Raw genomic sequence first — 22,500 nt, forward strand, 5'->3', positions numbered from 1 at the left:
CCGGACTAGGGGGATGGAAGTCCGGATGCCTGGCTGGAAGTTCCGGGCCCCGCCTGCCAGCGGACCGGCTGGCGGCTGGCCACCACGGCGATGTCGCCACGCTCCGCGTGGGCGCCGGGATCATCGATCACCGAGCTGATCGCGACATCGCGATCCGCGTGCCCCCACACCCCGACCCATGCATCCCGGCCGCTGTGCTTGCCTGCATAGAGCGCGCGGTCCGCGAGCGCGACCGCATCCTGCCAGTCGCCCGGCGTCGCGGCACCGGGCAGGAACGGGAAGCAGGCAAAGCCGATCGTCACCGACAGCCCCGGGTGATCGCCCTCGCTCTCCTCTGGTTCCACAACCCCGGCCATGGCCGTGCGAAGGCGCTCTGCGATCTGCTGTGCCCGCACCAGGTCCAGCTGCCTGCATCCGACGAGGAACTCCTCGCCGCCCCAGCGCGCGACGATGTCATCCGGGCGACAGCACGCGCGCAGGCGCCGTGCGACCTCCGCAAGCGCGGCATCGCCGGCGGCATGGCCATAGCGGTCGTTGCGGGCCTTGAAATTGTCGATGTCGATCAGGAACACCGCATCCCTGCGGTCGCCGTCCCCCGCGGCCGCAGCGTCGGTCTGCAGGCTGTGCGACGCCGCGCGCCTGTTGAGCAGGTCGGTCAGCGGATCCACGCGGCTCAGACGGCGGAGCCTCCGGTTCACCCCGCGCTGGTACCAGGCGAACGCGCCGCCAAGCACCAGCAGCGCGATGAAGGCGGCGATGGACACATTGCGCAGCTTGCGTGCGTTCTGCAGGCGCAGCGCCTCGATGCCCTGCTCGTCCTGCAGCCGCTGGAGCTCGCGCTCGCGCTCGGTGTCCTGCAGCCTCGCCTGCAGTCCGGCCAGGTTGTCCAGGGTCTGCCCGCGCAGGGCTGACACCTCCATCGCGCGCAGCGCCTGCACGCCGTCATGGGCGCCGCGCCAGTCGTCGCCTGCAATCAGGGCGGCCACCGTGGCAGTCAGCGCCTCATGCTGCTCGCTGCGGAATGCGGGTCCTTCCACCAGGGCCGCCGCCTGCTGCGCCTGCGCAAGCGCCGTGTCCGGGTCCCCGGCCTCGAGCGAAAGTCCGGACAGCCGCACCAGGGTCGTGGCCTCTCCTATCGGATCCCCCAGGCGTTGCTGCTCGCGCGCGATCGTGGCCAGCGCGTCCCTGGCGGCTTCGATGGCCTCGTCACCGGACGCCTGCAGCGTGATGCGCTCGACGCGCGCGCGATGCGCCATGACCTCCTCCCCTGGCGCCGCGGCACGCTCCGCATCTTCGAACCGGGCCAGCGCATCCGCTTCGCGGCCCATCCGCAGCAGGTTCCGGCCGCGGTTGTACGGCAGCAACGGGCTGTCGACGCCGGCGCGCTCGAAGGCCGCCTGCCCCTGGGCGAACATCGCCTCCGCCTGCTCGTACGCGCCAAGGGTTTCGCTGTAGATGCCCGCGACGTTGTTCAACGTGGTTGCCTGGGCTATCTCCGAATCCCCATCCCTGGCGGCCTCGTAGACGCGGATGTAGTAGTCGAGCGCACGGTGGGACCAGCCGAGCGTGTGCAGGGTCGCGCCGGAATTCGAAAGCGCCCGGAGCACGAACTCCGGCGGCATCGGATGCTGGGCGAGCAGCGCATCCACGCGTTCGACTTCCGCCTCCGCACGCGGCGCATCACCGGTCAGCGCAAGCGAACGACCCAGGCAGGTGCGCAGCTTGATCTCGACCCCGGGCTCGAGGCCATCCGCTTCCAGGGTCTCGTCCGCCAGCGCCACGGCCGCGGCGGGATCACTGTCGCGCAGTTCGAAGCAGCGCATGGCGATCGCGTCCGACCCGGCGGCCGGGGCGGACGAGATCGCGAAGACCAGCCAGGCGGTGCAGGCGAACTGACGGAATCGACTGGGCATCGCCTGGTTTTCAACTGGGTGCAGTGGAACCGGCAGTCTACCCGCGCCACGCCGGCCGGATGGCCGGCCGGATGGCCGGCCGGACGCCTGCTTTCCGGCACGACCTCGCCGGCCCGGACCGGGTCATCGGCGCGTCCGGCGCAGGGCGCGCACTAGTACGGCTCAGCCGGTCCCACCGGCACGATCCCGGTCGGATTGATGGTCCGGTGGCTCTCGTAGTAATGCCGCTTGATGTGGTCGAAGTGCACCGTGTCGCGGACCCCGGGGAGTTCCATCATCCGCGCGGTGAACGCATGCAGCGCCGGATGGTCGGCGATCCGGCGCAGGTTGCACTTGAAGTGGCCGTGGTAGACCGCGTCGAAGCGCACCAGCGTGGTGAACAGGCGGATGTCGGCCTCGGTCAGCTGCCCGCCAACCAGCCATTCATCGCCGGACAGCCGTGATTCCAGCCAGTCCAGGGTCTCGAACAGCGGCCGCACGGCCTCTTCATACGCGGCCTGCGTGGTCGCGAAGCCGGCACGGTACACGCCGTTGTTGACCGTGGGATAGACGCGCGCGTTGACGGCGTCGATGTCCGCGCGCAGCGCTTCAGGATAGAAGTCCCCGGACTTCGCGCCCAGTCCGTCATACGCGGTGTTGAGCATGCGAATGATCTCGGACGATTCGTTGCTGACGATGGCGTCCTTGGCCTGGTCCCACAGCAGCGGCACCGTGACCCGGCCGGTCATGCCGGGCTGCGCGCGGGCGTAAAGCTGGTGCAGGTAGTCCGCGCCCATGACCGGGTCGGGGGTGACGCCGGGGCCGTCCTCGAAGGTCCAGCCGTGCTCCAACATCCGCCAGTGCACCACCGAGACCGGCAGCATGTCTTCCAGCCCCTTCAGCGCGCGCACGATCAGCGTGCGATGTGCCCACGGGCAGGCATAGCTGACGTACAGGCGATAGCGGCCGGCTTCGGCGCGGTGCCCGGCCTGGCCGTCGGGTCCGGGACCGCCGTCGGCGCTCAGCCAGTCGCGGAAGCGCGCCTCCTCGCGCTTGAATTCGCCGTCGCCGGCGGTGTCATACCACTTGTCGTGCCACTTCCCGTCGATCAGCAGTCCCATGGGGTGTCTCCCGTGCGCGTTGCGCGAAGCGATGGGCCAGCCTAGCGCCCGCGGCGGAGCGCGGCGTCTACGCCACTGGAACGCAGGATTGCCGCGGCCCGTGACTAAAGACCGGCGAACCGGAGCGCCTGCTGCCGATAAAATCACCGGCTGCATGCGCCCCACCGCGGCGCGAAAGGACGTCCCGATGTTGAAGCGTTGCGCACTGGTGGCCGGCCTGGCCCTACTCAGCGGCCTGGCCGTGGCGAACGAGCCCGTTGACCTGGACATGGTCAGCCGGATCCGCCAGGAGGCCTTCCACAACTCGCAGGTGATGGCGACCTTCAGCCACCTGACCGAGAACATCGGCGCGCGCCTGACCAACTCTCCGCAGATGGCCGAGGCCAATGCCTGGACCCGCGGCAAGTTCAACGAATGGGGCCTGGCCAAGGTCCACGACGACGCCTTCGACGACTTCGGCCGCGGCTGGGAATTCAGCTCGGCCAGCGTGGAGATGCTCAGCGACCGCGCACAGCAGCTGCACGCCCTGCCCAAGGCCTGGACCCCGGGCACCAACGGCCCGGTGGAAGGCGAGCTGGTGCACGTCGAGATCAAGAAGCTGGCCGACATCGAGGACTACCGCGGCAAGCTGGGCGGCAAGATCCTGCTGCTGGGCGAGGCGCGCGAGTACAAGCGCGGCGAGGAGCCGGACTCGCACCGCCACGACGCCACGTCGCTGGAAGGGCTGCAGCAGTTCACCTTGCCGAAAACCGCGGCCGCCGACCGGGCGAAGCGGGTCAAGGAGTACGGCGAGCGCCAGGAGCTCAGCCGGGCGGTGAACACCTTCTTCGCCGAAGAAGGCGCACTGGCCGCGATCAGCATCAGCAGCTGGGACAACGGCATCATCCGCGTGGCCGGCGGCGGCTCGCGCAAGGCCGGCGAGCCGGTGGGCATCCCGGAGCTGGCGATGATTGCCGAGCACTTCAATCCGCTGGTGCGCGCGCTCAAGGCCGAGCAGACCGTGCGCCTGCGCGTCAACGTCGATGCGCGCTTCATCGACGAGGCCAACCAGCCCGGCTACAACACCATCGCCGAGATCCCCGGCCGCGGGCGCAAGGCCGCCGAGATCGTCATGCTTGGCGCGCACATGGATTCCTGGCACACCGGCACCGGTGCCGCCGACAACGCCGCGGGCGTGGCGGTGATGATGGAGGCCATGCGCATCCTCAAGGCCGTGGGCGCGCAGCCGGAGCGCACCATCCGGGTAGCGCTGTGGAGCGGCGAGGAGCAGGGCCTGATCGGCTCGCAGGACTACGTGGCGCGCAACTTCGCCGCGTATCCCGAACCCACCGACCCGGGACAGAAGGCGCTGCCCGCGTCGCTGCGCGAACCGACGGGCGCACTGCAGAAGCAGCGCGACTACGACCGCTTCTCGGTCTACTTCAACATGGACAACGGCTCCGGCCGCTTCCGCGGCATCTACGCCCAGGAGAACCTGGCGGCGATGCCGATCTTCGAGGCCTGGCTCAAGCCCTTCCACGATGTCGGCGCCACGACGGTCGCCACCCGCAACACGGGGAGCACCGACCACATCGCCTTCGATCGTGTCGGCTTGCCCGGCTTCCAGTTCATCCAGGACCGGCTGGACTACTTCACCAACGTCCACCACACGCACCTGGACACCTGGGACCACGTCGAGCCGGAAGACCTGAAGCAGGCGGCGGCCATCGTGGCGTCGTTCGCCTACCACGCGGCGATGCGCGACGAGCGGATGCCGCGCAAGGTGCTGCTGGAGCCGAAGTAATCCCCCCAACAACACCGGTCAGCTTCCGGCCTGGTACTGCTTTTCCTCGACGAACGCGGAGCCCGACAGGCGGTTGATCTCGTTCTTGATCGCCACCCGCTCGCCGTTGCGCACCGCCACCGCGCGCGCGAGTTCGATGAATTCGTGGTCGAAGGCCTTCGCCGCCTCCCTGGCGCGGAGGCCGTCCTGCACGTCCCACATCAGTCCGTTGGCCGCTTTCAGGCGGTCGTAGCATCCGGCGAGTTCCGGCTGCGCCTCGACCAGCGCGCCCCAGATCGGCCGCAGGCCACCGAGTTCGACTTCGACATGCGCGCGCTTGGCGGCGTCATTGATCCGCTCATGCTTGATCTGCAGGATCGAGATCTTGTCGGCCAGCTCGCCGACCGAGACCGGCACGTTGATGGTCTGCATGGGGAACTCCGTCCGTTCGATGGCCGCCATCGTGGAACGCCCCTCCGCGCAGGGCAAGCGGCCGGCTGAAACAGTGCATGCCCTACACTCGCATTCGTCCCTGCACCGGTATGGATGCCATGACCGCACTCGCCCCGCCACTGCTGTTCATCAGCGCGGCATTCGCCCTGCTCGCCCCGTCCGCCACCTTTGCGCAGGCGCGCATCCCGCCGGCACCGCAGTGCCTGGATGCCCGCGAAGTGCGCGAAGTGTTCCAGTCCGACGACCGGACCCTGGCCATGGTCCAGTCCGACGGCCGGCGCTTCCGCGTGGAGCTGGGCGCGGACTGCTCGGGTGCCACCGATACCAGCAATGCGCGGCTGCTGGCCGCCGACGGCTGGATGTGCGGCACGGGCAATGAATATGTGGCGATGGATGGGCGGAACTGCCCGGTCAACGAGGTCGAACCGATCACATCCGCGGAATATGCCCGGCACGCGCGTGCCAGCCAGACCAGCGCCGACGGCAGCACCACGCTGACCACGGTCGTGGTCAAGGGCGAGCGCCGGCACGGGTTTGCAGCCTCCCACAACTATTGCTTCAACCCCCGGCACGTGCGCGGCTGGTCGGAGGATCCAAAGGGCGTTGTGGTGGAGGTGAACCCGCGCCGCTCCGGCGGCAACCGCTACTACCGCGTCGAACTGGTGCGGTCCTGTCCGCATCTTGCGGGCCCGGTCGAAGTCGCATTCCATTCGGGCATGGGCATCGGCCTGATCTGCGGGAACCCGGGTGACGACATCAGGACCGGTGTCGTTGGCGGCGGCGCGGGCGGCCGCGGCCAGCCGCTGGTCGCGCACGATGGCCGCCCCGCGGACTTCCTGATGACCGGCTCCGCGCGCCTCCAGATCCTTGGCGCCAGGTTCGGCTGCCCGATACGCGCGGTCTATCCAATGGACGACGCCAGCTGAGCCTGTGCAAGGCATGACGCTGCTTGAACGTCTGCCGGGGGACACTGCCTGCAGCGGGCCCTGCGCCCGCGACTTCCCCCGATGGAGACATTCCCATGACCCGATCCACCACAGGCCCCGCCACCGACGAATTCCGCGACGTTGCGCGCGACGCGATGAAGCTGGGTGGCCGCTGCGTCGGCGCCGCCCGGGACTGGCTTGGCGAGAAGCGTGAAGAATTCAACATGGGCCGCGCAGCCGGTGCCGCCGGTGCTGGTGCCGGCGTGAGCGTGCACGGCTACCGCGGCATCGGCCCGCGGGGCTACCGTCGCGACGACGGGCGCGTGCGCGAAGACGTTTGCGACGCCCTCACCGACAGCGACGCCCTGGACGCCAGCGACATCACCGTCACCGCGCAGGACGGCGTGGTGAAGCTGGCCGGCACCGTGCCGCACCGCATGATGAAGCGCCTGGCCGAAGACCTCGCCGATGACTGCCGCGGCGTGCGCGACGTGGAAAACGCACTGCGGGTTGGCCCGCCGCCGTCGGTTGGCACCGCATCGGCCACCGGATCGTCGACCGCTGGCGCGGCAGGCACCGGCACATCCACTGTCGGGACCTCGAGCGCGGGCACGTCCACTGCGGGCACGTCTACCGCCGGCGGAGCATCCGGACCGTCGGCAAATCTCTGAGGGCCGGAAAGCTGTTGCAGGAGCAGCTGTTGTGGGAGCAGCTATAGCTGCGATCGTGATGATGGCTGCGGCCCTGGAGCCGCCTGCTTCTGCGTCTCGATGAACGCGCGGACTTCCTCGTCCAGCACCGGCAGCGGCACCGAACCCAGGCGCAGGATGGTGTCGTGGAAGGCCTTCTGGTCGAAGCCGGAGCCCAGCTCGCGCTCGGCTTCGGCGCGCAGGTCGCGGATGGTCTTGTAGCCGATGTAATACGACAGCGCCTGGCCCGGCCAGGAGATGTAGCGGTCGACCTCGTTGACGATGTCGTGCCTTGCCAGCGCGGCGTGGCTGGCGAGGTATTCGATCGCCTGCTCGCGGCTCCAGCCGTATTCGTGGATGCCGGTGTCGATCACCAGGCGCGCCGCACGCCACATCTCGAAGCTGAGCCGGCCGAAGTCCTCGTACGGCGTCTCGTAGATGCCCATCTGCGTGCCCAGCCACTCGGTGTACAGCGCCCAGCCTTCGCCATAGCCCGAGAAATACGTGCTTGAGCGGAAGTCCGGGCGCTGGGGCGCTTCAAGCGCCAGCGCCGCCTGCAGGCTGTGGCCGGGCGAGCACTCGTGCAGCACCAGCGCCGGCAGGTTGTACAGCGGGCGCGACGGCAGGTCGTAGGTATTGAACCAGCACGCGTCCAGGCCGCCGCGACCGGCGGTGTAGTTGGGCGCGATGTCGTCGGCCACCGGCAGGATGGTGAAGCGGTAGCGCGGCAGCGTGCCGAGCACGTGCTTGAGCTGGCCATCGACCTTCTTGGCGACGTAGGCCGCAGTGGCCAGCAGTTCGCGCGGCGTCTGCGCGTAGAACTTCGGGTCCGAGCGCAGATAGGCGAGGAACTCCTCGAACGTGCCCTCGAAGCCGGCGCGCGCCATGACCTCGCGCATCTCCGCCGAGATCCGCGCAACCTCGGCCAGTCCCAGCTCGTGGATCGCGCGCGGGTCCATGTCGCGGGTGACGTATTCGCGGACCTGGGTGCGGTAGAACGCGGCCCCGTCGGGCAGCGCGCTGGCCGCGATGCTGGTGCGGGTGCGCGGCAGGTAGTCCTCGCGCATGTACGCGAGCAGGCGGCGGTAGGCCGGCACCACTTCATCCAGCACCACCTGCCTGCCCTCTTCGCGCAGCTGCGTGCGCGCGGGTTCCGGCACCGTGGGCGGGATCGCGTCGAATGCGTCAAGGACGGGGTTGCCCGCGCCGGCAAGCGTGTAGCTCTCGATCGTCTTGTCGCGGTTGTCGAGCGATGCCCGCGGCACGCTCCAGCCGCGCTCAAGCCCGCGCTCCATGTTGTCGATGTGCTCGCCGAAATGGCGCGGCAGGTCGCGCAGGCGGCCGATGTAGTTGCGCCATTCGGCCTCTTCGCGCCAGGGTTCGCGCGGGGCGAAGCCGGTCCAGAAGAAGGTGTCGCTGTTGAACGGCGCTTCCCAGGTGCGGCGCACGGCGTTTTCGCGCTCCGCCGCCATGCTGGCGCGGAACACCGCGAGGTTGACCTGGTCCTCGCGCGAGAGCGCGTCGGCCGGGATCGCGTCGAGCTTCGCCAGGGTGTCGGCCCAGTAGGCCGCGCGGCGCGCCCAGGTGTCGGGTGTGTTCGACGGCAGGCGGTCGGATGCGCGCCAGCGGCCGTCGACGCGCGTATAGCCGTATTCGCGCCGGCTCCACTCGCCGTCGGCGGCGAACAGAGCGTGCAGGCGCGTGGATGCATCGTTTGCCGGCACGGCTTCGGCCTGCGCTGCGGCGACATCGGCGGCCTGCGCGAACGCGGCGGAAGGTGCTGCCGTGGAGAAAGCCAGGGTCAGGACGCAAAGCGTGGAAAAACGCAGGCGCGCGCAGCCTGTCAGGATCATGCGGGACTCTCCGGTGCGATGGGATCGACGCAGGCCGGGCGCCCCGGCGTCTCGACCGCCGAGTATGCCTGCTCTCGCCCGGGTTCGAATACGCGCCGTTGCCGGGCCCGGTGCCGCGGCGGCGTGGCGCCAGGGTCAAAGCGCTGGCTGCACCCGCCACGCACCGTCAATGTGTCCGGCCAGCTCGCCGCCGGCGCAGGCGATCCAGCTGCGGTCGTGCTCCAGCTCCCGGCCTCCGGTGAAGGCGGAGAACGCCGGCAGGATGGCCTGGTACGGGTCCAGCGCAAGCGCGGGATGACGGCCGGGCAGGCCCGGCAGCCGCACCACCGGATGCACGTGGCCGCAGATCACGTAGCCCGCTGCCGGATCGAAACCGCCGGGGCCGCCATCGGGTCCATCCAGCGGCATGTGGCGGAAGCGGAACGGCCCGTCGCGCACATCGTCGGGCAGGTGGACGATGCCGACCGCGTCAGGCACCAGGCTGCGATCGTGATTGCCCGCGACCACGCTGGCCACGACGCCCGGGTGCGCGCCGAGCAGCGCGCGCCACGCCGCTTCCACCCGCGGATGGCGGCGGCCGTGCAGGAAGTCGCCGAGCACCCACAGTTCGCGGGCACCGGTGGCGCGCAGCAGCGCATCCAGGCGCGCGAGGTCGTGGCTGGTGCCGCCGCTGGGCACCGGGATCCCGGCCGCGCGCAGGATGTCGCCCTTGCCCAGGTGCAGGTCGGCGATCAGCAGGCGCCCGCGCGCCGGCCAGTACAGGGCGCGCTCCGCATGCAGCCGCATCGGCTCGCCGGCGATGAGCAGGTCCACGGCATCGTCCATGGCTTCATCCATGGCGCTTCTCCAGCTGTGCGGCCGCTCGCCGCACGCGCGTGCGCCAGTCCTCGGTGCTCAGCTGTCCGCGCAGGGAGTCCGCCCACAGCGGGAAGGCCAGCGGCGTCAGGCCGCGCGGGCGGTGCAGGTCGAGCCTGCGCGCGCGGCAGCGTTCCAGTGCTTCGCCAAGGCGTCGGATTTCGAGCTGCGCCTCCAGCACCTCGCGCTCCGCCTGCGCCAGCAGCACGTGGCCGGGGTCGTGGCGGCGCAGCACGTCGAACAGCAGGCCGCTGGAGGCCTGCAGCTGGCGCAGCGAGCGGACCGCGCGGCCCGGCAGCGACGGCGGCAGCAGGCCGGCAACGCGCGCGATCTCGCGGAACTGCCGGCGCGCGAGCTCGGCCAGGTTGAGGCTGGCGCACAGGTCGTCGAGCAGGCCTTCGGGCGCGAACATGCGTTCGAGCAGCGCGGGGTCGGGCCAGGCTTCGGCCTGTGCATTCAGCACCAGGCCGTAGTCGTTCACCGCCCAGGCGAAGGTGTTGGGCGCCTCGCGCGCCCAGCGCAGGGCGAGCAGCGGCGCCAGGCCCTCGTGCACGGCGCGGCCGGCGAACGGGAACACGAACAGGTGCCAGCCCTGCCGGGTCTTGGCTGCTTCCACCAGCAGGGTGTCGGGCGTCGGCAGCGCGGAGAGCTTCGACTGCAGCGCGAGCAGCGGCGACAGCGCGCGCATTTCCGGGCTGTCGGCGGGCTGTCCGATGATCGCTTCCACCTCCGCGGCAAGCTCGCTCGACAGCGGCATGCGCCCGCCCTGCCAGCGCGGCACGGCGCCGTCGCTGCGCCTGGCGATGCGCACGTAGGCGGTCATGTCCTTCAGCTGCACCAGCTCCAGCGTGCGGCCTGCGAACTGGAAGCGGTCGCGCGGCCGCAGCCGCGAAACGAACGCCTCCTCCACCACGCCCAGATGGCCACCCTTGAGGAAGCGCACCTGCACGCCGCCGTCGCTGGTGATGGTGCCGATCGACAGCCGGTGGCGGAAGGCGACGCGGCGATCGTGCACGCGATAGGTACCGTCCCCGTCGCGCAGCACGCGGCGGTAGTCGGGATAGGACTCCAGCGCGCTGCCGCCGCGCACGATGAAATCGAGCACCGCCTCCCACGCGGCATCGGACAGATCGGCGAAGGCGTGCGTGCCGCGGACTTCGGCAAGCAGCGCGTCGTGCTCGAAGCCGCCGCCGAGCGCGAGGGTGACGCAGTGCTGTGCAAGCACGTCGAGCGACAGCCGCGGCGGCGGCCGCGATTCGATGCGGCCGGATGCCAGCGCACTGCGCGCCGCGGCGTATTCGGCCAGTTCCAGCGCGTGCGTGGGCACGCAGACCACGTGCCCGGCTTCGCCCGGCCGATGCCGCGCGCGCCCGCCGCGCTGCAGCAGGCGCGCCATGCCCTTGGGGCTGCCCAACTGCAGCACCTGGTCGACCGCGGGGAAGTCGACGCCGAGGTCGAGGCTGGAGGTCGCGACCACGCAGCGCACGCTGCCGTCGCGCAGGCCGGATTCAGCGGCGGCACGCAAGGAGGCGTCGAGCGAGCCGTGGTGAAGCGCGAGCGTGGACGGGTCGTCCAGCCACACCGACTGCAGCGCGCGGTGCCAGAGTTCGGCCTGCGAGCGGGTGTTGGTGAACAGCAGGCTGCTGCGGGCGCGCTGCAGCACGGCGGCAACGCGTTCAAGCTGCGACAGGCCGAGGTGGCCGGCCCAGGGAAAGCGTTCGCCTTCGCCGGGCAGCAGGGTTTCGAGGATCATCTTGCGCTGCTTCGGGGCGGACAGGATGGCCGCGCCGGGCGCGTGCGGAAGCAGCACGTCGCGCGCCTCATCGAGGTTGCCGAGCGTTGCCGACAGGCCCCAGGTGCGCGCGCCCGGGGCCAGCGCGCGCAGGCGCGCCAGGCAGAGCTGCAGCAGCACGCCGCGCTTGTTGCCGAGCAGTTCGTGCCATTCGTCGACGACCACCGCGCGCACGCCGGACAGGATGTCGCCGGCATCCGGATACGACAGCGCCAGCGCGAAGGACTCCGGCGTGGTCACCAGCACGTCGGCCAGGCCCTTGCGCGCAAGCCGGCGGTCGCCGGCGCCGGCGTCGCCGGTGCGCATGGCCACGATCCAGGGCACGCCGAGGGCGTCGATCGGCTCGCGCAGCGCGCGCACGGTGTCCACGGCGAGCGCGCGCAGGGGCGTGATCCAGAGCAGGCGCAGGCGCGGCGGCGTGGACGCGGACGCGCGCTTCGGCGCCCGCCTATCGCCCAGGCGCAGCGCTTCCAGCAGCGGCCCGCCGGCCGCGGCCAGGGTCTTGCCGCTGCCGGTGGGCGTGACCAGCAGTCCGGACTCGCCGCGCAGGTAGCGACGCCAGGCTTCGCGCTGGAAGGCTGCGGGACGCCAGCCCTGTGCCGCGAACCATGCGGTGAGCGCTGCGTCGGCGCGTTGGCGACCAACGTTCCGCGCAGCTGATGCCGGTGCGCATGCAGGCTCCTCGCGTGGCTCCGCGCCAGCCATCATCACCGCGACAGCGCCCGCAGGCTGTCGAGCCGGTCGGCTTCGCTCGCGGGCTTGTCCTCGCGCCAGCGCAGGATGCGCGGGAAGCGCACGGCGATGCCGGACTTGTGGCGCGCGGAGCGGTTCACGCCTTCGAAGCCGAGTTCGAACACGTGCACCGCCTCGACCGAACGCACCGGGCCGAAGCGCTCCAGCGTGTGCGCGCGGATCCAGCGGTCGAGGCGCAGGATTTCGGCATCGTCCAGGCCGGAATAGGCCTTGGCCACCGGCACCAGCGCGTCGCCATCCCACAGGCCGAAGGTGTAGTCGGTGAACGGCGTGCTGCGCCGGCCGTGGCCGGACTGGGCGTAGATCAGCACCGCGTCGATGCTGAGCGGATCGACCTTCCACTTCCACCAGTCGCCGCGCTTGCGGCCGTGGCGATAGGGGGAATCGGCGCGCTTGAGCATCAGTCCTTCGACGCCGCGGTCGCGGGATTGTTCGCGGAGCGTGGCGGCGTGTGCCCAGTCCTCGGCGTGGACACCGGGCGAAAGCAAGATGCGGCCGATGCCGGGATCGGCATGTGGTCCGGCATCGTGATTGGCGCTGGCGTTGGCGTACGTGCCGGCCTGCGTGGCACCAAGCAGTTCCGTCAGCAGCGCGCGGCGCTCGCGCAGCGGGCGCGTCCTCAGGTCCTCGCCTTCAAGCTCCAGCAGGTCGTAGGCAAGCACGCGGGCAGGGGCGGCGGCGAGCGACTTCGGCCCGGGCCTGAGCCGCTGGATGCGGGTCTGCAGCGCACTGAACGGCATCGGGTCCGCGTCACCCGGCTGCCAGGCAAGCAGTTCACCGTCGATCACGCAGTCGCGCGACAGCCGCGCCGCAGCGGCTTCGATCTCGGGGAAGCGCCCGTCCATGCGCTCCTCGCCACGCGACCACAGCGCAACCGGACCCTCGCGCCGGATCAGCTGCAGGCGGATGCCGTCCCACTTCCACTCCAGCAGCCAGTCGTCGATCGGACCAAGCGCGTCCGGCTCGACCTCCAGCGGCGAAGCCAGGAAGAAGGGATACGGCAGCGCGGCGTCGCCGGCCTGCGGCTCCGCCGAGAGCAGCCCCTCGAGGAAGGCGGCACTCGGCGTCCAGCGACCGAGCATGCGCTGCGCGATCAGCGCGATGTCCACGCCCGACAGTTCGGCCAGCGCCTGCTGCACCAGGCCCTGCGACACACCCACGCGCAACGCCCCGGTCAGCAGCTTGTTGAATACCAGGCGCTCGCGGAACACGAAGCTGCGCCACGCACCGACGACCACCGCGCGGCGCGCTTCGGGTTCGGCGTTGGCGATCGGCGCCAGGCGATGTTCGATCCAGTCGGCGAGGCCGGTCGCTTCCGCGGCTCCATCACCACCACTGCCACTGCTACTGCTGCCACCACCACTGTCACTGCCGCTGCCGCCACCACTGCCACTGCCGGTATCGACCGCGTCATGGCTCTGTCCACGGGCGCTGCTCCCGTGGTCGACGGGCGGGTCGTCCAACAGCAGGGCCAAGGTCTCAGCCAGATCGCCGACCTGGTGGTGGCAGGCCTCGACCAGCCAGTCAGGCGTGCCGCTTTCCTCACCGATCCAGGCCCGCAATTCGCCCGTGCCCGCGATCTTCGCGCGCGCGCCACCGACCTTGCCGCCGGCCAGCAGCCACAGCGCCCATGCGGCATCGCGCGCCGGCGCATCGCGAAAGTAGGCGACCAGGGCGCGACGCTTGTCGGTCGTGCCAGTGCTGCGGTCCAGCCGCTCGTAGAGGGCGGCGAAGCGGCGCATCAGTCGTCCTCGCCGTAGCCCGTGGCGAACACGCCGGTGTCGATGCCGCGCTCGTTGAGCACGCGCACCAGCGCGTCGGTGTCGCCGTGGGTGGCGATCACCCGACGCGCGCCGGTCTCGTGCGCGGTGCGCAACAGCGCCGGCCAGTCGGCGTGATCGGACACGACGAAGCCGCGGTCGTAATTGCGCCGCCTGCGGTTGCCGCGGATGCGCATCCAGCCCGATGCGAAGCCCTGCTGCGCGCGGCGAAAGCGGCGGATCCACGGACTGCCGGCGGCCGAGGGCGGCGCGATCACCAGCTCGCCTGCGAAATCGGAGCCGCGCGCCTCGTCGGCCACGCGGCGGGTGTCGAGCATCGCCACGCCAGCCTCGCGATAGACCTGCACGCCGGCGTCGATCGCGCCATGCACGAATGCCGGACGATCGCTGTGTGCCGCGAGCTCGGCCAGCACGCGCTGCGCCTTGCCCAGCGCGTAGCAGTACAGGATCGCGGCCTCGCCGTTGGCGGCGCACTCTTCGCGCCACTCGACAATGTCGCGCGCCACCGCCGACGCCAGCGGCCAGCGGTAGATCGGCAGGCCAAAGGTCGATTCGGTGATGAACACATCGCAGGGCACGACCTCGAACGGCAGGCAGGTCGGGTCCGGATCGCGCTTGTAGTCGCCCGATGCCACCCAGACCTCGCCACCGCTTTCGATGCGCACCTGGGTGGAACCAAGCACGTGGCCGGCAGGATGGAAGGACACCAGCGCACCGCCGATGCGCACGCGTTCGCCGAGCGCGTGCACGCGGTAGTCCTGCTCTCCCAGCCGCCATTGCAGGATCGGCAGTCCCTGCTCTGCAACGTGGTAGGTCCCCATGCCGGGGCGCGCATGGTCACCGTGGCCGTGGGTGATCACCGCGCGCGGCACCGGCCGCGAGGGATCGATGTGGAAATCGCCGGAGGGGCAGTACAGCCCTTCCGGCGTCGACACCACCAGATCACCCCGGGCCACCGTGCGCTCCGTTCAGCGCAGGTCGACGTCGCCGACCTTGTCCCTGTATTCCTTCTTCGGATCGATGCCCAGCAGCATCTTCACGCCGGCGACCATGCTGGACGCATCGATCCAGACCTCGGCATCTTCCGCGTCCAGGCGCAGCAGTCGCAGCTTGGGATCGTCCTTGCCCTCGTACCAGGCGCCGACGAAGGGATTCCACAGCCGCTCGACCACGGCGCGGTCGGTGTCCACGCGCAGGGTGCCGCGGATGCTGGCGAAAAGGTCATGGCCCTTGGAGGCGAAACCGGCGATGGCGCGGCCGCCGCCGGAACCCAGCTGCTTCACCAGCAGGTTGTCGGCGGAGGTGAAGAACCAGATCGGGGCGCGGCGCTCTTCCGCCATCCCGGTCATCGGCCGGGCGTGGCCGTCTTCCTGGCCGTCAAGGCCGAGCATCACGGTGCGGTCGCTCTCAAGCGCCTTCCAGAATTTCTCTTCGAGTTCGCGGGGGTCGGTCACGATCAACTCCATGTCGGGTTGGAGCATCGATGTAATCACCGCGCCGGTGATAGCGACGTGCGCGCCCCGCTCCGGACGCGGGACGCTCCACCGCGACGCCGCTCCCCTGCTCCCCTGCTCCCCTGCTCCCCTGCCCCCCTGCTCCCCTGTGGGAGCGGCCATGGCCGCGATGCCGCGATGCCCGTCGCGGCCGGTTCACCCGCCGCGGACCCGCCGCGCCGCATGATCGCGCCCTCCCAATGATCGCGGACACCTCCACCCATGAATCCCGACATCATCGGCTGGGCGGCCTCGGCCATCCTGCTCGCCACCCTCAGCCGCCAGATCCTCACCCAGTGGAAGGACAAGGACGCCAAGGGTGTCTCGCGCTGGCTGTTCCTGGGCCAGATAGCCGCGTCCGTCGGCTTCATCGCCTACAGCTGGATGCTCGACAACTGGGTGTTCATCGTCACCAACTCGCTGATCCTGCTGACGGCGATTGTCGGCGAAGCTGGACTGCTGATCCGGCGCCGGCAAGCGGGGCACTGAGCAGAATTTTCGGGACGTCTGCACAAGCATCTGTGGGGGGCTATGGCTGCTGTGGGAGGGGCTATGGCTGCTGTGGGAGCGGCTATGGCTGCTGTGGGAGGGGCTCTTGTGGGATCGGCTATAGCCGCGATGTGAAGAGCTTCGCGGCTATAGCCGCTCCTACAGGAAACGCTTCTGCAGGCTCCTTCAAGGGCTCCTGAAAGGGCTCCTGAAAGGGCTTTGCGGCAGACATTTCAGGCGATGTCGGTGAGGGGACACACCGTCGACTCGCCCTCGCTCCTGTCCTGCAGCGCCTCCAGCAGCCCGCACAGGCTGCGCAGGTCCTGCGCGTTGTGCAGGCCGACGCGGCGCAGCTTGGAGGCGCTGCCGCCGCGCAGGTAGCCCAGCCACGCACCGGGCGCTTCGGAACCCGGCAGGTCGTCCTCGCGCAGCACGCCGAGCAACTCCCGCTCCACCGTCGCCAGGCGGCAGTTGGCCCACACGCCGCGATAGCGCCGGCGCACCGGGTGCAACAGGTCGATGTGGCGGCGCCCGAACACCGGATCGGGCAGGCGCGCGAGGCGATAGCGCGTGGACAGCAGCGGGCGGTCGTAGCTCTTGCCGTTGTAGCTGACCAGCGCGGTGTCCTCTTCCAGCCAGCCGGCGAACGCACGAAGCATCGCCTCTTCCGCCGCCAGCCGGGTGATGCACAGCTGGCGGATGCGCAGGCCGCCGTCGCGCCAGTCGGCGGCACCGATCATGAAGGCACGGGTGCCGGTGCCGCCGGCAAGCCCGGTGGTTTCGGTATCGAAGGCGAGCAGGTGTTCGCGGGCGATCGTGTCCTGGCCGATGCCGGTGAGCGGCAGGACGTCCTCACCCTCCGGCCACGGCGTCCATTGTTCGAAATAGCGAAGACCGGGCGAAACCTCCTCGCCAGGCAGCGTGCGGTCGATGCTGCGCGGGGCCGCGACCAGCGCCGGCGCGCGGATCTTCAGCAGGGTGCGGAGCTGGGCGATGGTGGCCTCATGCGATGCCTTGGCCGCGCGCGCCGATGCGGTGGCATCGTGACGGCACGGAGCAGCCGCGACACGGTCGGACACCGGCTCCACCCCACCCGTCATGCCCGCTGCCACGCCCGCCTGCTTGCGCAGCCCCGCGAGCTTCTTCGCCAGCGCGCTCACGTCGCGACCAGCAGGTCGAGCACGCGCAGTGCGAGCTGCCGCGGCGTGCCGCTACCGCCCTCGTCGGCCTCGAGGATCGGACCGACGCAGGCCGGACAGCCGGCATGGCAGTCGCAGTCCGAAACCACCGCGCGCGCGCGGGCGACCAGTTCTTCGCGCCGCTCGTACAGCGGCGAGGACAGCCCCACGCCGCCGGGATAGTTGTCGTAGAGGTACAGCGTGGGCGTAAAGCGGCCGGCAGGATCAAGCACATGTATGTTGGCGTTGGCGTTGGCGTCGCCACGCAGCGCCATCGCAGCGTCTCCAGCCTCGCCATTGCCATCGCCACCGCGCAGCTGCCCACGCCCCCTCGCGTTGCGCCCGGCAAACCACGCCCCGTCCCCGCTGCCCACCGCCTTCAGCAGGTCACGCGACTCGGCCATCACCGACACCTGCGCCACCAGGTGCAGCGCGTGCGCGGCGCCGAGGAAGCCGTCCAACGCCTCGTGACGCATCTCGAACGCATCTTCCAGCACCCGCTGCGGCAGCTGCCACCACACCGCGCTGGTATGCAGCTCCTGGTCGGGCAGGGTCACCGGCCCGTAGCCGATGTTCTCGTGGGTGTGGAATCGGATCTTCTTGTAGCCCGACACCCGGCGCAGCACGTGCACCTCGCCCATGTGCGCGGAGCCCTGCCCCGCCGGCGCCTGCTCCATGTCGTCGAGCACCTTGAGCTTGGTGTAGTCGATGGCGTCGGTGTAGTAGTCCACCTGCGTGCGCTGCACATAGGCCTTGCGGCCTTCCCAGTCCAGGCGCTCCACCTGGAAGGGCTCGGACTGGATCATGTGGATCGCGCCCTCGTACAGCGTCAGCGCCGCGGCCGAATAATCGACCTCGGCCACGATCACCTGGCGGCCATCGGTGCGGTCTACCACCACGAAATTGCCGTCGGCCACCGAGCGCAGGTTCACCGCCTGCGCCGGATAGCTGTCGGCGATCCACTCCCAGCGCTCGCCCTCCTGGTGCAGCACGCCGCTCTCGGCCAGCACCTCCAGCCACGGCCCCGGATCTACCGGGCCAAACCCGTCGCCATCGCGGAACGGAAGCTCGAAGGCGGCGCAGCGGATGTGATCGAGCAGGATCAGCGGCTGGTCGGGTTCAATGCGCGCGTGCTCCGGATTGGCCGCGGCAAAGAATTCCGGATGCCGCACCACGTACTGGTCCAGCGCCTCGGAGCCCGCCACCAGCACGCCCAGCGACGGCTGCTGCCGGCGCCCCGCGCGCCCGAAGCGCTGCCAGGTGGCGGAGATGCTGCCGGGATAGCCGTTGAGCACGACCACGTCCAGGCTGCCGATGTCCACGCCAAGTTCCAGCGCCGAGGTGCTGACGATGCCGTCGATGCGCCCGGCGCGCATGTCCTGCTCCACGGCGCGGCGCTCGGTTGGCAGATAGCCGCCGCGATACGCACGGATGCGGCGCGGCTTGCGCGGATCGTGGTCGAACACTTCCTTCAGGTACTTGGTCAGCACCTCGACCATCGACCGCGACTGGCAGAACACCAGGGTCTTGAGCCCGGCCCTGATCGCCAGCCGCGCGATGCGGTTGGACTGCGAGCGCGCCGACGCGCGGATGCCGAGGTCGGGATTGATCACCGGTGGATTCCACAGCAGCACGTGCTTGTCGCCGCGCGGCGCGCCGCTGTCTTCGATCACCTCGACTTCGTCGATCGCGGCTTCGATCAGCGCGCGCCCGTGTTCACCGGCATTGCCGATGGTCGCCGAGCACAGGATGAAGGTCGGCGACGCGCCATAGAACGCGCACACCCGCCGCAGCCGGCGGATCACGTTGGCGACGTGGCTGCCGAACACGCCGCGATAGGTGTGGATCTCGTCGATCACCACGTAGCGCAGATTCTCGAAAAACTGCGCCCACTTGGTGTGGTGCGGCAGGATGCCCTGGTGGAGCATGTCCGGGTTGCTGACCACGATGTCGCCGCTGACGCGGATCGCGCGGCGCGCATCGCCAGGGGTATCGCCGTCAAAGGTGGCCGCGCGCAGGCCAAGTCCGCCGGCGGCATTCAGCTCCAGCAGGTCCGACACCTGGTCCTGCGCCAGCGCCTTGGTCGGGAACAGGTACAGCGCCTTGCCGCGCTCGCGCAGTGCGCTGGCGACCACCGGCAGCGTGTAGCACAGCGACTTTCCGGACGCCGTGGGCGTGGCCACCACCAGGTGCCGGCCGGCCTGCGTCGCTTCCCAGGCCCGCGCCTGGTGGCTGTACAGGCGATCGATGCCGCGCGCGCGCAGGGCACGGGCCAGGGGCTCGGGAAGATCGTCGGGGAGCGGCGCGTAGTCGCCGCCCTGCCCGGGCAGCAGCAGGCTGCCGGTGACGCGGCCGGGGTACTTGGCCTCGAGCCTGGCGGCCAGGGTGTTGCCGCCCATGGGCGCGATGTCCTGGGCGGGCCGGGTAATGGCGTTCAAGGCGGGCTCCGGTGCGGCGTGGCGCGCAGCCTGCACGCCCGGCGTCTCACCCCATGCGACTGCGATCCGGCCCCCGGCTTCAGGCCAGCATGGCCACCGGGCGCGGCCGCCCTGTTTGGCGCCACAACGGGCCTGGTTGGCGCCGGCGCAGCAGCCCAGCCGTGTTTGCCTTGCCTTGACGCGCCCCGGACCACAGTGGTCTCCCCCACGCAGCGGAGTGCCCTGATGGCCAAGTCCAACCCCACCCGACCCGACGCCCCGGCGGAAGAATCCAGCCTCGACGACGGCACCGATCTGCCCGAGACCCGCGGCCCGAAGCTGAAGGACCCGCGCGCGACCTCGGCGATGGACAACATCGGCGTCGACACCGGCGCCGACCTCCTGGACGTGGCCCTCGACGACCAGCCTGGGGATGTCGATGCCGACGGCCGTTCCTTCGCCGATGACGTGCGCAGCGACACGATCAGCGACGACGAAGGACGCGAGCGACGCTGACAGCGACGGCAGAGCCGCGGGCAGCTCCGACAGCAGCCGTCCGCGACGTCCCGTGGAAGCGGCTCAGCCGCGACCGTCCTGTGAGAGCGGCTACAAGCACGACCCGTCCTGAGGGAGCGGCTACAAGCGCGACCCGTCCTGGGAGCGGCCATGGCCGCGATCGGCGCCGGCGCATGGCGGCCGGAGCCGCTCCCACGGCAGGAATGCTGCGATCATGGCGATATGGATATCGACCAGCCCCCCGCCTTCTCCACCCTCCCCGTCCCGCCTGCGCTGCTCCGCGGCGTGGAGGCACTCGGCTACACCGCGATGACGCCGGTGCAGGCGCAGGCCCTGCCCGCGATCCTCGAAGGCCGTGACGTCATCGCCCAGGCGCCCACCGGCAGCGGCAAGACCGCGGCCTTCGGGCTCGGCCTGCTGCAGCGCCTGGACCCGGCGCAGGTGCGCACCCAGGCGCTGGTGCTGTGCCCCACCCGCGAGCTCGCCGAGCAGGTCGGCGCGCAGTTGCGCAAGCTGGCCCTGGGGGTTCCGAACGTGAAGCTGTCGGTGCTGTGCGGCGGCATTCCGCTGGCGCCGCAGCTGGCGTCGCTCGCGCACGCGCCACATGTGGTCGTGGGCACGCCGGGGCGCATCCTGGAACTCCTCGGCCAGGGCGCACTGCAGCTCGGCGGCGTGCAGACCTTCGTGCTTGACGAAGCCGACCGCATGCTCGACATGGGCTTCGAAGACCAGATCCGCGATGTCGCCCGGCACGTTCCGCGCAACTGCCAGCGGCTGCTGTTCTCGGCGACCTTTCCGGATGCGATCCGCGCCCTGGCCAGGACGATGCTGCGTGATCCCGCGGAAGTCAGCGTCGGCGGCAGCGCCGGCGCGCCGGAGATCACCCAGGTAGTGGTGGACGCCGAAGCCGAGCGCAAGGCGCCGCAGCTGGCGGCGCTGCTGCTCGAACATCGCCCGGAGTCGTGCGTGGTGTTCTGCAACATGCGCCGCGACGTCGACGAAGTCGCCGCCTCGCTGAACCATTACGGCTTCGACGCGCTCGCCCTGCACGGCGACATGGAGCAGCGCGACCGCGCCGAAACCCTGCTGCGCTTCGCCAACCGCAGCTGCAACGTGCTGGTGGCCAGCGACGTCGCCGCGCGCGGCCTGGACATCGACGACCTGGCCGCGGTGGTGAACTACGACGTGCCCTCGGACCCCGACACCTACATGCACCGCATCGGCCGCACCGGCCGCGCCGGGCGCGAGGGCCTGGCGCTGACCCTGTGCACGCCGCAGGAGCTGCGGCGCATGGAGGCGATCGAGGACCACCAGTTCCGCACCCTGCCACGCGAACGCGCGCAGCCGGTCGAAGGCCGGCCGAAGGGCGTGCCCAGGGCCGCGATGGCCACGCTGCGCATCGACGCCGGCAAGACCGACAAGCTGCGCCCCGGCGACATCCTGGGCGCGCTCACCGGCGATGCCGGCCTGTCGGCGAAGGCGATCGGCAAGATCGACGTGCTGGCCACGCGTGCCTACGTTGCGATCGCGCGTGCGCAGGCACCGCAGGCGCTGGCACGCCTGCGCGAGGGCAAGATCAAGGGCCGACGGTTCCGGGTGGCTGCGCTGTAGCGGGGGACTTGCAAACGCTGCGCCGCCCGTTCAACGCTCAAACGCAGGCGCGTAGCGCGCTGGTGAAGCCCGCGCCGCGCGCCGGGTCGACGCCCAGGTAGAAATCCGGCTCGATCAGCTCCGCTTCCATCAGCAGCCAGCGGCCGTCGACGTCGGGCACGACGTCGATGCGCGCATACAGCAACCGTGCGTCGATGGCGGCCAGGGTCTTTTCGGCCAGCTCCAGCGCGCCGGCCGGCGGTGCCTGCAGCAGCGTGTACTGCCCGCCGAACGTTTCCTGCACCCGGAAGTCGCCGGGCACGGGGCGCTTGTTCACCACGTGCGAGAGCTTGCCGCCGAAATACAGCAGCGAGGTTTCGCCTTGGCTGGCGATGGTTGGCAGGTAGGGCTGCACGAGCATGTCGCCGCCGCCGCCAGCAGCGGCCACGGCTTCATCGATGCCGTCGCGGCGCACGCGCTGCGTTTTCCACGCTCCGCCGGACACCGACGGCTTGACGATCAATTCGTCGGCACCGGTCCCGGCGAAGGCCTGTTCGAGCTGGGCGCGCGTCGGATCAGGCGTCCAGACCGTGTGTGGAATCGCGATGCCGCGCGCGGACAGGTCGACGAGATAGCGCTTGTCGGAATTCCACGCCAGAACGTCGGCAGGATTGGCCATCGGCACGCCCGCGCGGCTCCAGGTCGCGCAGGCCGCAAGCCAGCGCGCGTGGTCGAGGTGGTAGCTCCAGACCAGCAGCGGCAGCACCTGGGCGAAACCGCGCAGTCCGGCGGCATCGTCCACGTGCGCCGTCCAGGGCGTTGGCGTCGCGCGGATGCCTTCGTCATGCAGCGTGGCCTGCAGGCGCGCCAGCACCACGGGCCACAGCAGCGCGTACTCGCCGACCGCGGGATCGGGCGTGAGGATGGCAACCTCGGCCAC

The 22,500-nt window shown here is 70.5% G+C and carries 18 protein-coding genes; 6 read left to right on the plus strand and 12 right to left on the minus strand.

The window, feature by feature from the left end; translation table 11 throughout:
- Positions 1-5: 5 nt before the first annotated feature.
- Positions 6-1,913 carry a GGDEF domain-containing protein gene (locus tag WCD84_RS01745; RefSeq protein WP_343280211.1) on the minus strand — a complete coding sequence of 636 codons (1,908 nt, stop codon included), beginning with the start codon at positions 1,911-1,913 and terminating at the stop codon, positions 6-8.
- A gap of 152 nt (positions 1,914-2,065) precedes the next feature.
- The gene (locus WCD84_RS01750; RefSeq protein WP_343280212.1) at positions 2,066-3,013 is read right to left on the minus strand and encodes a glutathione S-transferase family protein; all 948 of its coding nucleotides are present in this window, start codon (positions 3,011-3,013) and stop codon (positions 2,066-2,068) included.
- A 187-nt stretch (positions 3,014-3,200) separates the two neighbouring features.
- Here WCD84_RS01750 and WCD84_RS01755 point away from each other — a divergent pair, with 187 nt between their 5' ends.
- Positions 3,201-4,796 (plus strand): M20/M25/M40 family metallo-hydrolase, encoded by a 1,596-nt coding sequence (locus WCD84_RS01755; protein ID WP_343280213.1) that lies wholly within the window; start codon positions 3,201-3,203, stop codon positions 4,794-4,796.
- Positions 4,797-4,814: 18 nt separating this feature from the next.
- Here WCD84_RS01755 and WCD84_RS01760 read toward each other — a convergent pair whose 3' ends face one another.
- Positions 4,815-5,207, minus strand: coding sequence for a hypothetical protein (locus WCD84_RS01760; protein WP_343280214.1), 393 nt, complete (start codon positions 5,205-5,207; stop codon positions 4,815-4,817).
- Between the two features lie 119 nt (positions 5,208-5,326).
- On the opposite strand from WCD84_RS01760, the gene WCD84_RS01765 reads away from it, so the two are divergent.
- Together WCD84_RS01765 and WCD84_RS01770 are read left to right on the plus strand one after the other, a co-directional pair.
- Entirely contained in the window at positions 5,327-6,154 is an 828-nt protein-coding gene (locus tag WCD84_RS01765) for a hypothetical protein (RefSeq protein ID WP_343280215.1), read from the plus strand.
- 95 nt (positions 6,155-6,249) lie between these two features.
- Positions 6,250-6,825 (plus strand): BON domain-containing protein, encoded by a 576-nt coding sequence (locus WCD84_RS01770; RefSeq protein WP_343280216.1) that lies wholly within the window; start codon positions 6,250-6,252, stop codon positions 6,823-6,825.
- A gap of 41 nt (positions 6,826-6,866) precedes the next feature.
- Here WCD84_RS01770 and WCD84_RS01775 read toward each other — a convergent pair whose 3' ends face one another.
- The 6 genes from WCD84_RS01775 to WCD84_RS01800 all read right to left on the minus strand — a co-directional run bounded on the left by WCD84_RS01775 (position 6,867) and on the right by WCD84_RS01800 (position 15,343).
- Entirely contained in the window at positions 6,867-8,696 is a 1,830-nt protein-coding gene (locus WCD84_RS01775) for a DUF885 domain-containing protein (RefSeq protein WP_343280217.1), read from the minus strand.
- 135 nt (positions 8,697-8,831) lie between these two features.
- On the minus strand, positions 8,832-9,521 hold the full coding sequence (gene pdeM / locus WCD84_RS01780) for a ligase-associated DNA damage response endonuclease PdeM (protein WP_449280048.1): 690 nt from the start codon (positions 9,519-9,521) through the stop codon (positions 8,832-8,834).
- 4 nt (positions 9,522-9,525) lie between these two features.
- The gene (locus WCD84_RS01785) at positions 9,526-12,051 is read right to left on the minus strand and encodes a ligase-associated DNA damage response DEXH box helicase (RefSeq protein ID WP_343280294.1); all 2,526 of its coding nucleotides are present in this window, start codon (positions 12,049-12,051) and stop codon (positions 9,526-9,528) included.
- Entirely contained in the window at positions 12,051-13,838 is a 1,788-nt protein-coding gene (locus tag WCD84_RS01790; protein ID WP_343280218.1) for an ATP-dependent DNA ligase, read from the minus strand. Before WCD84_RS01790 ends, WCD84_RS01785 begins: the two co-directional genes overlap by 1 nt.
- Positions 13,838-14,833 carry a ligase-associated DNA damage response exonuclease gene (locus tag WCD84_RS01795; protein WP_343253754.1) on the minus strand — a complete coding sequence of 332 codons (996 nt, stop codon included), beginning with the start codon at positions 14,831-14,833 and terminating at the stop codon, positions 13,838-13,840. Before WCD84_RS01795 ends, WCD84_RS01790 begins: the two co-directional genes overlap by 1 nt.
- Positions 14,834-14,845: 12 nt before the next feature.
- Complete coding sequence (locus WCD84_RS01800; protein WP_343253863.1) at positions 14,846-15,343, minus strand: pyridoxamine 5'-phosphate oxidase family protein; 498 nt, start codon at positions 15,341-15,343, stop codon at positions 14,846-14,848.
- A 249-nt stretch (positions 15,344-15,592) separates the two neighbouring features.
- Here WCD84_RS01800 and WCD84_RS01805 point away from each other — a divergent pair, with 249 nt between their 5' ends.
- Positions 15,593-15,859, plus strand: a complete 267-nt coding sequence (locus tag WCD84_RS01805) for a hypothetical protein (RefSeq protein WP_343253755.1) — start codon at positions 15,593-15,595, stop codon at positions 15,857-15,859.
- Positions 15,860-16,092: 233 nt separating this feature from the next.
- Here WCD84_RS01805 and WCD84_RS01810 read toward each other — a convergent pair whose 3' ends face one another.
- Both WCD84_RS01810 and WCD84_RS01815 read right to left on the minus strand, forming a co-directional pair.
- On the minus strand, positions 16,093-17,019 hold the full coding sequence (locus WCD84_RS01810) for a ribonuclease H-like domain-containing protein (protein WP_343280219.1): 927 nt from the start codon (positions 17,017-17,019) through the stop codon (positions 16,093-16,095).
- Positions 17,016-19,436: a DEAD/DEAH box helicase gene (locus WCD84_RS01815; RefSeq protein WP_449280049.1), complete on the minus strand. Its 2,421-nt coding sequence runs from the start codon at positions 19,434-19,436 to the stop codon at positions 17,016-17,018. Before WCD84_RS01815 ends, WCD84_RS01810 begins: the two co-directional genes overlap by 4 nt.
- Before the next feature lie 264 nt (positions 19,437-19,700).
- Between WCD84_RS01815 and WCD84_RS01820 the strand changes: the two genes are divergently transcribed.
- Positions 19,701-19,970, plus strand: coding sequence for a hypothetical protein (locus tag WCD84_RS01820; RefSeq protein ID WP_343253757.1), 270 nt, complete (start codon positions 19,701-19,703; stop codon positions 19,968-19,970).
- A gap of 222 nt (positions 19,971-20,192) precedes the next feature.
- Positions 20,193-21,581 carry an ATP-dependent RNA helicase DbpA gene (dbpA, locus tag WCD84_RS01825; protein WP_343280220.1) on the plus strand — a complete coding sequence of 463 codons (1,389 nt, stop codon included), beginning with the start codon at positions 20,193-20,195 and terminating at the stop codon, positions 21,579-21,581.
- Between the two features lie 37 nt (positions 21,582-21,618).
- On the opposite strand, the gene WCD84_RS01830 is transcribed toward dbpA, so the two are convergent.
- Complete coding sequence (locus tag WCD84_RS01830; protein ID WP_343280221.1) at positions 21,619-22,500, minus strand: ATP-grasp domain-containing protein; 882 nt, start codon at positions 22,498-22,500, stop codon at positions 21,619-21,621.

The sequence above is a fragment of the Luteimonas changyuni genome (assembly GCF_039548395.1).
In the GTDB taxonomy this organism is placed as follows: domain Bacteria; phylum Pseudomonadota; class Gammaproteobacteria; order Xanthomonadales; family Xanthomonadaceae; genus Luteimonas.

Excerpts from the sequence above, each read along its gene's own strand:
- WCD84_RS01820 (WP_343253757.1), top strand. The coding sequence starts at position 19,701 with ATGGCCAAGTCCAACCCCACCCGACCCGACGCCCCGGCGGAAGAATCC.
- WCD84_RS01785 (WP_343280294.1), bottom strand. The coding sequence starts at position 12,051 with ATGATGGCTGGCGCGGAGCCACGCGAGGAGCCTGCATGCGCACCGGCA.
- WCD84_RS01760 (WP_343280214.1), bottom strand. The coding sequence starts at position 5,207 with ATGCAGACCATCAACGTGCCGGTCTCGGTCGGCGAGCTGGCCGACAAG.
- WCD84_RS01755 (WP_343280213.1), top strand. The coding sequence starts at position 3,201 with ATGTTGAAGCGTTGCGCACTGGTGGCCGGCCTGGCCCTACTCAGCGGC.
- pdeM (WP_449280048.1), bottom strand. The coding sequence starts at position 9,521 with ATGGACGATGCCGTGGACCTGCTCATCGCCGGCGAGCCGATGCGGCTG.
- WCD84_RS01815 (WP_449280049.1), bottom strand. The coding sequence starts at position 19,436 with ATGGGCGGCAACACCCTGGCCGCCAGGCTCGAGGCCAAGTACCCCGGC.
- WCD84_RS01750 (WP_343280212.1), bottom strand. The coding sequence starts at position 3,013 with ATGGGACTGCTGATCGACGGGAAGTGGCACGACAAGTGGTATGACACC.
- WCD84_RS01805 (WP_343253755.1), top strand. The coding sequence starts at position 15,593 with ATGAATCCCGACATCATCGGCTGGGCGGCCTCGGCCATCCTGCTCGCC.
- WCD84_RS01765 (WP_343280215.1), top strand. The coding sequence starts at position 5,327 with ATGACCGCACTCGCCCCGCCACTGCTGTTCATCAGCGCGGCATTCGCC.
- dbpA (WP_343280220.1), top strand. The coding sequence starts at position 20,193 with ATGGATATCGACCAGCCCCCCGCCTTCTCCACCCTCCCCGTCCCGCCT.
- WCD84_RS01775 (WP_343280217.1), bottom strand. The coding sequence starts at position 8,696 with ATGATCCTGACAGGCTGCGCGCGCCTGCGTTTTTCCACGCTTTGCGTC.
- WCD84_RS01800 (WP_343253863.1), bottom strand. The coding sequence starts at position 15,343 with ATGGAGTTGATCGTGACCGACCCCCGCGAACTCGAAGAGAAATTCTGG.
- WCD84_RS01745 (WP_343280211.1), bottom strand. The coding sequence starts at position 1,913 with ATGCCCAGTCGATTCCGTCAGTTCGCCTGCACCGCCTGGCTGGTCTTC.
- WCD84_RS01770 (WP_343280216.1), top strand. The coding sequence starts at position 6,250 with ATGACCCGATCCACCACAGGCCCCGCCACCGACGAATTCCGCGACGTT.
- WCD84_RS01790 (WP_343280218.1), bottom strand. The coding sequence starts at position 13,838 with ATGCGCCGCTTCGCCGCCCTCTACGAGCGGCTGGACCGCAGCACTGGC.